The organism is Alphaproteobacteria bacterium, assembly GCA_040216735.1.
GTDB lineage: Bacteria > Pseudomonadota > Alphaproteobacteria > SHVP01 > SHVP01 > CALJDF01.
The window spans coordinates 1,195,624-1,208,405 of record JAVJOO010000002.1 but is presented as its reverse complement, the minus strand read 5'-3'; the positions used below and the strand labels follow the sequence as shown (position 1 = coordinate 1,208,405).

Sequence of the window (12,782 nt, the reverse complement as noted above, 5' to 3'; positions counted from 1 at the left end):
AATACCGATGATCGTCGACGCCTATACCGATGGAGCGTGTTCCGGCAACCCGGGGCCCGGCGGGTGGGGCGTGCTTCTTGTCGCGCCGAGCAAGGAGAAGGAATTGTGCGGCGGAGAGACCGCCACCACCAACAACCGGATGGAACTCACCGCCGCGATCGAAGCGCTCAAAGCGGTCAAGAGCGCCGACACCGTCCGCCTCCATACCGACAGTACCTATGTCCGCGACGGCATTACCCAATGGATCGACCGGTGGAAGCGCAACGGATGGCGCACCGCTGCCCGCAAACCGGTCAAGAACGAAGACCTATGGCGCGCGCTCGACGAGGCCCGCACCCTTCACACGGTCGAATGGTATTGGGTCCGCGGCCACGACGGTCACCCCGAGAACGAGCGGGCCGACGCGCTGGCCCGCCAGGGTATGGCGGCCTACAAATAGAAAAGGCGGGGCCGAAGCCCCGCCTTTTGCCGTCTCAAACGCGAATCGTTTAGCCGAGCTGCTGGAGAATAACCTCAGCCTTGCTCTTCTCGAACGCGCCGCCTTCCTCAATGTTGAGGTTCTTGACGACGCCGTTGTCAACCAACATCGAGAAACGCTGACCGCGTGTTCCCAAACCGAAACCGCTGGCATCGAGCTCGAGGCCGAGTTTCTTGGTGAAGTCCGCGTTGCCGTCGCCCAACATCAGTACCTTGTTGCCGACCTTGCGGTCCTTACCCCATGCGTCCATGACGAAGGCGTCGTTGACCGCGATGCAGGCGATGGTATCGACGCCCTTGGCTTTGATCTTGTCGGCATTGTCGACAAAGCCCGGCAGATGCTTGGCCGAACAGGTCGGGGTGAAAGCACCCGGCACCGAAAACAGCGCGACCTTCTTGCCGTCGAACAATTCCTTCGTCGTCATCGGCTTGGGGCCGGTCTCGGTCATGGTCATCAGAGTGGCTTCGGGAATCTTGTCGCCTTCTTTAATCGTCATTGCGTCCTCCGAAAAATAAGGGGGCCGCACGCCGCGAGCCCTCGGAATTATTTCCAGTCGTGTGATAAGCCCTCACCGGCGGAACCGGCGGGCATGGCCTAATCTAGGGGCGCGGTGACGGCCATTCAAGCCGCGCCTGGAATACCCTCAGGGCCCGGTCGACACCACGCGGCGGCGTTCGATTGCCCGCGCCCCATCCATAACGGTAAAGACAAAATCGGCCTGCGGCGGGCGCTCCGACCCTACAAAATCAATGGGTATTCCCAAAAAGGCGGTGCGGCGGTCGTGGCCGTACGTCACCGTAGGGAGCCCGAACACAAAGCCTGGCGGCCCTTCGATCGCGGCGTCGACGGATCCAAGCGTCGTTGTCGACGAGACCTCGAGCACGACCCGATCGGGCGCCGTCGCAATCCGGGTTACGTCCAAGCTCCCGCCTGCGGATTTCTTTGGCACCCGCTCGCTGAATGCGTCGATCAGCGCGCCATAGGGTGTCGTTTCGTGGCTTCCCGACGGCAAGGTCAAGACGAAGGTCTCGTTATGATAGGTGCAGATATCCTTGCAAATCGCATAGACCGCCGCCGCCTCGATGCGGATCGGCGCGCCCGCATCCTCGGCGTGGACAGTCATCGGCAACACAACCTCGTCGTCGTACACCCAGGCATTGAACCCCAACAGCGACGCCCGGTGCGGTGCCGGCCAATCGATCGTCACGGCGGACACGTTTTGCGAAGCGGAAAAGTCGAACTGGGTCGGCGCACCGGTATCGCCCGGGCTTCGCCAGTAGAGGTGCCAACCCGGATCGAGGCGGGCATGGAAACCGATCCGAAGGGTTCCGTCCGCGCCGGCGCCGGTCGCGGCGGCGATCAGACGTACCTGACTGAACGACGTCAGCGCCCAACCCGAAGACGTTTGGGTATCCGCTGCGCGCGCACTTGCCGTGTGGAATGCGACCGATGCGCACAGCACAGTCGCCCAACCATATGGGCGTATTCTCAAATATTTGACCAAGGCCGTCCTGCAAAGTGTGAACGGGCCGCCATTGTTTTGCGGCGCCGCATCCCTACAGTATAGGGACCGCCTCGCCGCGCCGGGGGTCATAACCTTGTGACCCCACGCGCGATCCGGCGGGCGCAAGGATACGCAACGACGTGAAGACCGACGCAACCTATCTCACCGGCCAACTGCTTCTGGCGATGCCTGCGATGAGCGATCCGCGTTTCGATCGTAGCGTGATCTATTTGTGCGCCCATTCGCCCGAAGGCGCGCTCGGCTTGGTTGTGAACCGCTTGGTCGATCACATCGATTTCCCCGATTTGCTCGACCAGTTGAACATCAAAACGGTCTCGCCCTCCCGGCAGATTCGAGTTCATTTCGGCGGTCCGGTAGAAACCGGCCGGGGGTTCGTGTTGCACTCGTCCGATTACACCCAAGACTCCACGCTCCAGGTCAACGAAGACATCGGCCTGACCGCATCGGTCGGTATCCTTGAAGCGATTGCCGGGGGCAACGGGGCGCCGCGCCACAGTTTGCTCGCGCTCGGTTATGCCGGGTGGGGCCCCGGCCAACTCGACCAGGAAATTCACGAAAACGTCTGGCTCCAGGCCCCCGCGAACGATGCGCTCGTGTTCGACGGCGACATCGAATCGAAATGGGACCGCGCCGTGGCGTCGCTCGGGATCGACATCTCGTTCCTCTCGGGAGAGGCCGGCCACGCCTAGGCCGTTAGACGGAACGCCCGCTTTTCCCCGGTGCAATGTAGTGGCGCCACGGATCGGTCGACACCAAGGCAAACAGCTTGTGATCCTGCCATACGCCGTTAATACATAAATATTCGCGCGCGAGCCCCTCTTCGCGGAAGCCGCACTTTTTCAGCACGCCTTGGCTCGGCTTATTGGTCGGGATACAGGCCGCTTCGAGACGGTGGAGACGCAATCCCTCGAACACAAACCGTACGGTTACTTTGAGGGCATCGGACATGTACCCCTGGCGTGCATAGGGCCGACCGACCCAATAGCCGACCGATGTGGATTGGGTCACGCCGCGTCGTATTTGGCTGAGGGTGATGCCGCCGACTAAACGGTCGTCCTCCTTGCCGAAAATAAAGAAGGCAATGCCCTGATCCTCGCGCACCTCGCGCGCATAGCGCCTAAGCCGCCGCCGGAACGCGGTACGGGTCAGCGCATCGGCCGTCCAGGTCGGTTCCCAAGGTTCGAGAAAGGCTCGCGATTCCTGACGGATGGTCGCCCAGTCGACGTAATCCGCAAGCTGCGGCACGCGCAACCGAACCCGCTCCCCGACCAGTTCGGTCGGAGCGGTGCCTGCGGAAAAACTTCTCAGGAGTGCGCTCATCGGTCGCCCTACTGTCAGACGGCGAATCTTGCCGCAAAGGCGTCGTAGTCTTCAAGTCGCCCGGCCGGGCCCATGGCAGCCACGGTCGGCGTCGCACCCGAAAACGTACGCTCCGCAAAGCGCTGGAGCTGCCCGCCGTCGACTTGGTCGATCCGCCCCAAGATGTCTTCGGTCGACAACGGATGCCCGAACAGCAGCGTTTGACGTGCGAACTGTTCGCAACGGGCCGAGGAGCTTTCGAGCGACATCATCAGGCCGGCCTTCAACTGGGTCTTCGCGCGCGCCACTTCCTCGTCAGGCGGACGGGTCATCGACTTGTGAATCTCTTCGACCATCGCGGGGATGAGTTCGTCGACCTCCGTCTCGCCGGTCCCGGCATAGATCCCGAACATCCCGCCGTCGGTGTAGGACGACGTGAACGAATAGATCGAGTAGCACAGTCCGCGATTCTCGCGAACCTCCTGGAACAGGCGCGACGACATCCCCCCGCCCAGCAGCGTCGAATAGACCTGTGCGGTGTAATAATCCGGATCGTCGTAGGGAACGCTATCGAACCCGGCGACGAAATGGACCTGTTCCAAATCCCGAATCTCTCGGAAATTCCCACCCCGGTAGCAGGCGCTTTCCTCAAGCTGCGGACCGCTCGCGCGGATCGCGCCGAACTTCTCCTGCGCCATGGCAACGAGGGCGTCGTGATCGACCCGCCCTGCAGCCGCCAACACCATACGACCGGCATAATATTGTTCGCTCAAATAGGCCGTCAGGTCGTCGCGGTGGAAGCCCGACACCCCTTCGGGCGTCCCCAGAATCGAGCGCCCAATCGCTTGGTCCGGATAGGCCGCTTCCTGGAAATGGTCGAAAACGATGTCGTCAGGTGTGTCGTTCGCCTGCCCGATCTCCTGAATGACGACGGATTTCTCGCGTTCGAGTTCTGCCGGATCGAAGGTCGAATGCTGCAAAATGTCGCCGATGATATCGACCGCCAACGGGACGTCGTCTTGCAGGACCCGGGCGAAAAAAGCGGTTTGCTCGCGCGAGGTATAGGCGTTGAGGTGCCCTCCCACCGCCTCGATCTCCTCGGCAATGTCGCGGGCGCTACGCCGCTCGGTTCCCTTGAAGACCATATGCTCGATTAGATGGGAGATGCCGTTCAGCGCTGCGCGTTCGTTGCGCGCGCCGGTATCCACCCATACGCCCACCGCCGAAGTTGCGAGATGGGGGGAATCTTCGCTCACGATCCGCAGACCGTTGTCGAGCCGGGTTACCCGAGGATCGGCCATGCTCAGGCCGCCCGGGCCCGGTCGGCAACGTAGCGCTCGACCGCGGCGAGATCGTTCGCCAAGACATCGAACCGCTCCGCGCGCGTAGTCAAATCGGCCAATCGCGCCGGCAACGCCGGCCGCACGCCGGTTGCCTGGGCCACCGCGTCGGGAAACTTTGCCGGATGGGCCGTCGCGAGGTGCACCAAAGGCACGCCGTCCCGCCGGTTGGCTCGGCCGGCACCGATCCCCACCGCGGTATGTGGATCGATCAACACGCCCGTCGCGCGCCACTCCTCGGCAATCACATCCAGTGTCGCGTCCTCGTCCACGGTGCCGGTCGTGAACAGGCGCCGCGCCTGATTCAACACGTTCTCGCTGACCGAGAACCGCCCAGTGGTCTTCAGGTCGCTCATGAGTCCCGACACCGCCGCGCCGTCGCGCCCCATGAGGTCGAACAGCAAGCGCTCGAAATTGCTCGACACTTGAATATCCATGCTTGGGCTCACCGTCGGCACGACACCTTGGACCGCGTACACGCCGTCTGCCATGAACCGGGCCAGAATATCGTTGCGATTGGTGGCAATGCACAACGACGCAATCGGCAATCCCATCTTGGCCGCGACGTAGCCCGCAAAAATGTCGCCGAAGTTCCCAGTCGGGACCGAAAAGGCGACGGACCGCGCCGGAGCGCCCAACGCGAGGGCGGCATGAAAATAGTAGACGACCTGCGCCATGATGCGGGTCCAATTGATCGAATTGACCGCCGACAAACGATGGGCGTCGCGAAACGCTGCATCGTCGAACATCCCCTTCACTAATGCCTGACAGTCGTCGAACGTGCCCTCGATGGCGATGCAATGGACGTTGGACGAATCCACCGTCGTCATCTGCCGTCGCTGAATCTCGGAAACCCGTCCGTGCGGGTAGAGAATGAAGATGTCCACCGCATCGCGGTCTCGGCAGGCCTCGATCGCGGCAGACCCGGTATCGCCGGAGGTCGCCCCGACGATCGTCACCCGCGACCCGTCGCGTTGCAGCAAGTGATCGAATAACGGACCCAGCAGTTGCAAGGCGCAATCCTTGAAGGCCAGAGTTGGGCCGTGAAACAGTTCCAGCACCCATTCGTCCGGGCCGTTCTGCCGCAGCGGCGTCACCGCCCGGTGATCGAAATTCGCGTAGGCCCCCTGCACCAACCGCGCGAAGTCGGCCCGCGCCAGGGCGTCGCCGACAAACGGCATCATCACCGCAACCGCGAGATCCGCGTAGGACAACCCGGCCAAGTCGGCAATCTGTTGGGATGAGAAGGCGGGCCAGGCCGTCGGCACATACAAACCGCCGTCACGGGCAAGGCCGGTAAGGGTCACCTCGGCGAAATCGAGGGCCGGCGCGACCCCGCGTGTACTAACAAACTTCAGAGTCGTAACTCCCCACCAAACCCGGTCCTTCGGGCCGCACAGACTAAACAGCACCCCCCGCCCAGGCAACCGCGCGGGCCTGTTGATGAAATTGTGCGCAAAAGCGCAAAACCCCAAAAACCCAGCCCTCGGCCTGTGGATATCTTGGCGGCATTGGGGCCCGCCATGGGGATAAATCTCGAGCGTTGTCGCCCCCCGAGCGGTCTGTTACCAAGTCTCCAAAGGCAGGCGACATGCAACCGCAAACCGACGAGCTTTTCCCCGACGATCACGACGCCGCGGCCCCGGGGCGGCGCTACAACACCGGGATTCTGCCGTCGCAGGAAATCCATGCGTTGATCGAATCGGGCGCGCTGCGCGCCGATCCGCCGATCCTGCCCGAACAGGTCCAACCTGCCAGCCTCGACCTCCGCCTCGGCGCCGTCGCCTACCGGGTCCGCGCGAGTTTCCTCCCCGGCAAGACCCGCACCGTACTGAATAAGATCGAGGCGCTCGGCACCCATCAAATCGACCTCACCAAAGAAGCCGTACTGGAGCGAGGCGGCGTCTACATCGTCCCACTCCTCGAATCGGTCAAACTGCGGCGCGGCCTCGCGGGCGTTGCCAACCCGAAAAGTTCTACCGGCCGCCTCGACATCTTCACTCGCCTAATCGCCGACTACGCAACCGAGTTCGATCGGATTCCCGAAGGCTACGCCGGGCCGCTCTACGTCGAGGTTTCGCCGCGCACTTTCAGCGTCAAAGTCCGGCAGGGCTCGCGGTTGTTGCAAGCGCGGTTGCGGCGCGGTGCCCCGATGCCGAGCGCCGCCGCAACCCAACGCCTACACGACAAAGTCGGTCTCCTGACGGCGCCCGAGGGCGAGGAAATCGCCGCCGGCACGATTCACCGCGATGTCCCGGTCTCGGTCGACCTGCGCGGGCGGGGCGGCGACGGTCTGGTCGGCTACAAGGCCCGCGCCTATACCGACTTGGTCGATGTCGACCGCGTCGGTGCCTACCCCGTCGCCGACTTTTGGGAACCGGTCTACGCCCCCAACGAATCGCTGATCCTCGACCCCAACGCGTTCTACATCCTAGTCAGCCGTGAGGAGGTCCGCGTCCCGCCCGACCATGCCGCGGAGATGCTGCCCTTTAATCCGCTCAAGGGAGAATTCCGGGTTCACTACGCCGGTTTCTTCGATCCGGGCTTCGGGTATTCCGAAGACGACAGCGCCGGCTCCCGGGCGGTACTGGAGGTCCGGTCCTTCGAAGTGCCGTTCCTGCTTGAACACGGCCAAACCGTCGGCCAGCTCGTCTACGAGCCCCTCACCCGCGTCCCCGACCGTGTCTATGGGCAGGGCATCGGCTCGAATTACCAACGCCAGGGCCTCAAGCTGTCCAAGCACTTCAAGGTCGGCTAGGCGCGCCGCTTCAATAGTACGTGCGCGTCAGCCCAGTGAAAAAGCCATGGGCACCCTGGCGAAGGTTCCATACCGAATAGCCGCCTTCCTGCACCACCAGGGTCGGGTAGCCCATCGCACCGATCATTTCGCCGAGCCGGCGCATCGCTTGGGCATTCAAGAGGAACGACCCCGTCGGGTCGCCGCGCATGATGTCGTACCCCAGGGACACGACGAACCATGTCGGACCGAATCGCTTAACGACCCGCAGCGCATCGGCGAGGACCTCGGCGTAGCGGTCCGACGTCACCCCGCGCGGCAGCGGGAAGTTGCGGTTGAACCCTTTGCCGTCGCCCTCACCCCGTTCGTCGTCGAACCCGGCGAAGTGCGGATAGGAGTTGTGCGGCGTGCCGTGGATCGACACCGTCAGAACGTCCTTGCGCCGATAGAAGATTTCTTGCGTGCCGTTGCCGTGGTGATAGTCGATATCCAACACCGCGACCTTGCCGTTGTAGGACAGCCAATGGGCGGCGATGGCGGCACTGTTGAAATAGCAAAACCCACCATAGAGCGCGGGTTCGGCGTGGTGCCCGGGCGGGCGGCACAACGCATAGGCCATCCGCTCGCCCTCCAACACCAGGTCCGCCGCGGTCAGTGCGCAATCTACCGCTGCCTTCGCCGCGCGGTAGACGTTGCGGGTCAGCGGGGTAAACGTGTCCATGCAGTAATATCCGGCCCGGCTTTTCAGCTCCTTGGGCCGCCGGTCCGGTCGGCGCACCGGAAAAACCTCTGGATAGAGCACTTCCTTGGGCCCGAGTTTTTCGGACATCGCGGCGATATAGGCGACGAAACGCGGATCGTGTACCTGGCGGATCGGTTCCTCGCCGAACCGGCGCAGCGGGTAACGCGTGTGCGGCACGTTCTCGAGGCCACGTAGCACGGCGTCGATCCGCACCGGGCGTTCGACATAGCCCTTTTCGCGCAGGTGATGAATTCGGTGCCGCTCGGAAACCACCAGCGCCAACGGGCGCAACCGCGCGCCCTTGGGCCGCAGCGGCGCCGGGGCATCGGCTTTGATGTAACGCGGCGGGCGCACCTTGATCGGGTCGTCCCGGAACGACGCCACGATCCGGCGCACGTAAGGGTCGCTCGCATCCTGACCGTACTGAACCTTGAACATGAGCTGGACGAACTTGCGCGCATCGGCGCGGCGCGGCGGCCGACGACGGCCAAGGCCGTCGTAAAGCAGAAACACGCGGTACCCCTCGTTGGCCGGATTGCCCTCGACGTCGTAGAGCGTACCGACGACCGGGAACGCCCCGTAGCGTTCGTAAAATTTGAGACGGCTGCGGTTCTGCGCGATTCCCGAGCGGTCTTTCAGTTTGTCGATGTCGTCGGGACCCGCGTCGAGGAATAGCCCGCGGCCGTCGCGGGCGATCAGCAACTCGCGGGTCGCTTCGTACACCGCGCCGCCGATGCCGCGCGCCGGCCGGCTTGGATCGCTGGCGATGTAGTACAGATACCCGAGGCGAAGCGTCGGGAAATAGTAGGTCGCCGAAAAACCCAAGACGTTCGCGTTCTCGTCCTCGGCAACCAGCACGATCAGCTCCGCGGTGCCGCCCGGCGGTTTAGGCAAGTGGGCTTCGATCCGGTCGACGGCCTCGCGTTCGGCCGGAAACGCGCGATCGAACATCTCGCGAATCTTGCCGTAGCGACGCAGATCGGCCCCGGTGTGCGGATCGAACAAGCGGTGAAAGCGGATCATCGGGCGCACCGAACAAGAGGACGGCAGGCGCGGCGGGTCATCGTCAGCTCAAGTAGCGCTGTTCGACATGGGCTTTGAACGCCGCCGCGCCAAGCGGCGACCCGGTCGCTTCGATCAAGAGATCGTTGGTCCCCAGGAGCGAGCCCTTGCTATGGACATGCGCGCGCAGCCACGACAGGAGCGGCACAAAATTGCCAACGCCGATCCCCGCCATGACCGCGGGGTCCCCATTGCAAGCCACGCGAAACAGTTGAGCGGCGGCCAATGCCCCCAGCGTATAGGTCGGGAAATAACCGAAGTCGCCGCCAAACCAGTGAACGTCCTGCATACAACCGTCTTTGTCGTCGGGCACCGCGATGTCCAGCAACGCGCGCATCCCCTCGCACCACGCGCCAGGTAGATCCGCCACCACGAGATCGCCCGCCACCAGTGCACTTTCAAGGTCGTAGCGCAGCAGAATGTGTGCCGGGTAGGTCACTTCGTCGGCCTCGACCCGGATCAGCGAGCGCTCGACCTGATGGTACAGGCGCATCAAATTGTCGGTGTCCCACGTTGCCCCGCGTCCGCCGAAGGTTTCGCGCATGATCGGTGCGGCAAAGCGAATAAACGCCGGGCTCCGGCACGCTTGCATTTCCATCAGCAACGACTGGGATTCGTGGATCGTCATCCCCCGCGCCATGCCCACCGGCTGCCAGCGCCAATCTTTGGGTAGGCCGCGCTCGTACAGCGCATGGCCGGTTTCGTGGATGACGCCCATGAGGGATTCGGTAAAGGCGTCGGCGCTGTAGCGCGTCGTGATCCGAACGTCGTCGGGCACACCGGCACTAAAGGGGTGGTGGCTGACATCGAGGCGCCCGAAATCGGTATCGAAGCCGATCGCCGCCATGATCCGCTCGCCCAGCACCTGCTGCGCGGCGACCGAGGTTTCGCCCGCGACCGGCAGGAGCGCCGGTCCGGCGGCTTGGCGCTCGACGACCCGCCCAATCAATTCGGGCAGGAACGCGCGCAGTTCGTCGAAGATGCCATCGATCTCGGCCCGCCGCATGCCGGGGTCGTAGGCATCGAGCAACGCATCGTAGGGCGACAGATCGAGCGCGGCCGCCTTGGCCTGCGCCTTTTCGCGCACCAGCACGACGACCGCTTCCAACGCTGGGGTGACGGCGGCAAAATCGTTGCGTGCGCGTGCGTCGCGCCAAATCATCTCGCAGGCAGAGTTCGCGTGCGAGGTTGCGGCGACCAGGTCGCCCGGTACCGCGGTCGCATGGCGCCACAATCGCCGCATCTCGCGCAAATTGGCGGCCTGCCACGGGTTCAACGCGGCCCGGTGTTGGTCGGCCGCAGCAAGCAAATCGGCCATATCAGGCGCGGTAATCAAGTCGTGTTCGAGGAGGCTAAGCTCGGCCAATTGGTCGGCCCGGGACGTGGCCCCGCCCGGCGGCATCATCACCGCCCGGTCCCAATGCAGAACCTGCCCAACCCCGCCCAGAACTCCGAGTCGGCGAAACCGCGTTTCAAGCTGTTGATAGTCGTTCATGGGCGCGGACTGTATGCCTCGGAATACCTCGTGCGCCAGCGCGAACTTACGGCGTCGTGGTCTCGCGCATCCGCTTCCGGTTCCAGGCGACGTAGACCACGATCAGGGTCAGTGCGAGCAAATACCAGGTCAGGGCGTATTGCAGGTGATCGTTTGGGATATTCAGACGGGTCTGACCGCCGATCGGGAACCCGCCCGGATTGGGCGTGGCATCGGCGTCGACGACCACCGGCTGTAACGGGCGGCCCACCGCGGCGCTCATCTGGGCGAAGTCGACCGACAGCCAAAAGTTGTTTTCGGCGTCGTTGTCGGGGGTGAACATGTTTCGACCGGCGCCCGGGGTCACGAGCCCTTGCACGGTGACGACGCCTTCAACCTGTGCCGCCGCACGGGTTGCCGGGTCTTTCCGGTCGTCCGGTGCCCAGCCGCGATTGACCAGGACCGTGGGCCCCTCTTCGCGCACGAACGGTGTCAGAACATGCACCCCGACGTTGCCCCGCATGGAGCGGGCGGCAAGGTGGAGTTCCTGATCGTGGAGAAAACGCCCGGTCAGGGTGACTGGCTTCCACAGAGCGTCCGGTAGAGCGGCATCGTCGGTGGGGAGCGCCACGGGGGCAGCATTCAAGTGCGCGGTTCGTTCGGCAATCAACTCGGTCTTCCAGCCCAGCCGGTAGACCTGCCAGCTTCCCAGCGCGACCAGTAGCGCCACGCCGACGACCGCCGCAACGGTCGAGCCCACGGTAGGTCGGAATTCGAACCAGGGAACTGCCCGTCCGCCGCCGTCACGATCACTCATCGTCAAATCCTTCGCTGGCGCTCCGCTCCAAAACTTGGGGCAAGCACCGCACCGCACACACCGTCGCCGCTCCGCTCCGAATGCGATCGCTCGCGCTTACTGCCCATCCGGTCGTCGGCTGTAGTTGATGGCATAGAACAACGCCTTCAAGGGCCGCAACAGTCCGAGCGACAGCGCAAGGATCAATGGGATCCACAATACGGCGTGAAGCCAGAACGGCGGCTGATAGGACACTTCGACGATCAACGCCGCGGCCACGACCAGCGCGCCCACCAAGAGAACAACGAAGACCGCGGGACCGTCGCCGGTATCGCGCGCCTTCAGTTCCAGGCCGCAACTGTCGCATCGTTCGGCGACCTGGAGCAAGCCATCGAACAGCTTGCCCTTGCCGCAACGCGGACAGCGGCCCGCTAATCCGGCCCGAAGCGGGGAAACGGCGGTGCTTTGGTGGTCGGGCGCCGTCATCCCCTCGCGCCGAGGATCAGTGAACGACCGCGCCTGCACCCCACCAGTAGATGGAGATGAACAGGAAGATCCAGACGACGTCGACGAAATGCCAGTACCACGCCGCCGCCTCAAGGCCGAAGTGCTGATCAGGCTTGAAATGCCCCTTATAGGTACGGATCAGGCACACGATCAGGAAGATCGTACCGACGATGACATGGAAGCCGTGGAACCCGGTTGCCATGAAGAATGTCGAGCCGTAGATGCCGCCGCTGAAAGAGAACTCGGCGAGGCTATATTCGTAGGCCTGGATGCCCGAGAACGTCAGCCCTAACAGGACCGTCAACCACAGTCCCATCTTGAGACCGCGGTAGTCGCCGTGACGCAACGCATGGTGCGCCCAGGTCACCGTCGTCGACGATGTCAGCAGGATGATCGTGTTGAGGAACGGCAGGCTCCACGGGTTGAACGTGACGATCCCTTCGGGCGGCCACATGCTGCCCATAGCCCCGGTGGGATAGAGTGCCGCGTTGTAGTAGGCCCAGAACCACGCCACGAAGAACATCACTTCGGAGGCGATGAACAGCAACATGCCGTAGCGCAGGCCAAGCTGCACGATCGGCGTATGGTGCCCCTGGTGCTCGGCCTCGCGCGTCACGTCGCGCCACCACATCAGCATGGTGTACGCCGTCATCGCGCCGCCGATAACCAAGAGCCATACCGTGACTTCGCGCATGAACAGCACTAACCCGACCGTCAAGGCCAGAGCGCTGATCGCACCGACGATCGGCCATGGGCTCGGATCGACCATGTGGTAGCTGTGTCCTCTTGCGTGTGCGTCGGCCATTCGCCTTACTCCTGTCT

13 protein-coding genes are annotated in these 12,782 nt (G+C 63.5%); 3 read left to right on the top strand and 10 right to left on the bottom strand.

Going from position 1 to position 12,782, the window contains the following annotated elements; all coding sequences use genetic code 11:
• Positions 1-7: 7 nt before the first annotated feature.
• Positions 8-439 (top strand): ribonuclease HI, encoded by a 432-nt coding sequence (gene rnhA / locus RID42_07180; GenBank protein MEQ8247450.1) that lies wholly within the window; start codon positions 8-10, stop codon positions 437-439.
• A gap of 49 nt (positions 440-488) precedes the next feature.
• On the opposite strand, the gene RID42_07175 is transcribed toward rnhA, so the two are convergent.
• Positions 489-974 (bottom strand): peroxiredoxin, encoded by a 486-nt coding sequence (locus RID42_07175; GenBank protein ID MEQ8247449.1) that lies wholly within the window; start codon positions 972-974, stop codon positions 489-491.
• A 147-nt stretch (positions 975-1,121) separates the two neighbouring features.
• Positions 1,122-1,940, bottom strand: coding sequence for a protein-disulfide reductase DsbD family protein (locus RID42_07170; protein ID MEQ8247448.1), 819 nt, complete (start codon positions 1,938-1,940; stop codon positions 1,122-1,124).
• Between the two features lie 182 nt (positions 1,941-2,122).
• Between RID42_07170 and RID42_07165 the strand changes: the two genes are divergently transcribed.
• Complete coding sequence (locus RID42_07165) at positions 2,123-2,692, top strand: YqgE/AlgH family protein (GenBank protein ID MEQ8247447.1); 570 nt, start codon at positions 2,123-2,125, stop codon at positions 2,690-2,692.
• Positions 2,693-2,696: 4 nt separating this feature from the next.
• Here the strand turns inward: RID42_07165 and RID42_07160 are convergent, their stop codons facing one another.
• From RID42_07160 to thrC, 3 genes are read right to left on the bottom strand one after another with little or no spacing between them, the layout of a single operon-like run.
• Positions 2,697-3,323 (bottom strand): GNAT family protein, encoded by a 627-nt coding sequence (locus tag RID42_07160; protein MEQ8247446.1) that lies wholly within the window; start codon positions 3,321-3,323, stop codon positions 2,697-2,699.
• Positions 3,324-3,337: 14 nt separating this feature from the next.
• Positions 3,338-4,603, bottom strand: coding sequence for a pitrilysin family protein (locus RID42_07155; protein MEQ8247445.1), 1,266 nt, complete (start codon positions 4,601-4,603; stop codon positions 3,338-3,340).
• A 2-nt stretch (positions 4,604-4,605) separates the two neighbouring features.
• Positions 4,606-6,000 (bottom strand): threonine synthase, encoded by a 1,395-nt coding sequence (thrC, locus tag RID42_07150; protein ID MEQ8247444.1) that lies wholly within the window; start codon positions 5,998-6,000, stop codon positions 4,606-4,608.
• A gap of 233 nt (positions 6,001-6,233) precedes the next feature.
• Between thrC and RID42_07145 the strand changes: the two genes are divergently transcribed.
• Entirely contained in the window at positions 6,234-7,400 is a 1,167-nt protein-coding gene (locus RID42_07145; GenBank protein MEQ8247443.1) for a 2'-deoxycytidine 5'-triphosphate deaminase, read from the top strand.
• 10 nt (positions 7,401-7,410) lie between these two features.
• On the opposite strand, the gene RID42_07140 is transcribed toward RID42_07145, so the two are convergent.
• The 5 genes from RID42_07140 to RID42_07120 form a co-directional block, all read right to left on the bottom strand.
• Positions 7,411-9,144 carry a histone deacetylase family protein gene (locus tag RID42_07140; GenBank protein ID MEQ8247442.1) on the bottom strand — a complete coding sequence of 578 codons (1,734 nt, stop codon included), beginning with the start codon at positions 9,142-9,144 and terminating at the stop codon, positions 7,411-7,413.
• Between the two features lie 43 nt (positions 9,145-9,187).
• On the bottom strand, positions 9,188-10,678 hold the full coding sequence (locus tag RID42_07135; protein MEQ8247441.1) for a carboxypeptidase M32: 1,491 nt from the start codon (positions 10,676-10,678) through the stop codon (positions 9,188-9,190).
• Between the two features lie 46 nt (positions 10,679-10,724).
• Complete coding sequence (locus RID42_07130) at positions 10,725-11,474, bottom strand: SURF1 family protein (GenBank protein MEQ8247440.1); 750 nt, start codon at positions 11,472-11,474, stop codon at positions 10,725-10,727.
• Positions 11,475-11,570: 96 nt separating this feature from the next.
• Positions 11,571-11,939 (bottom strand): DUF983 domain-containing protein, encoded by a 369-nt coding sequence (locus tag RID42_07125; GenBank protein ID MEQ8247439.1) that lies wholly within the window; start codon positions 11,937-11,939, stop codon positions 11,571-11,573.
• Positions 11,940-11,955: 16 nt separating this feature from the next.
• Positions 11,956-12,765, bottom strand: a complete 810-nt coding sequence (locus RID42_07120; GenBank protein ID MEQ8247438.1) for a cytochrome c oxidase subunit 3 — start codon at positions 12,763-12,765, stop codon at positions 11,956-11,958.
• Positions 12,766-12,782 lie beyond the last annotated feature (17 nt).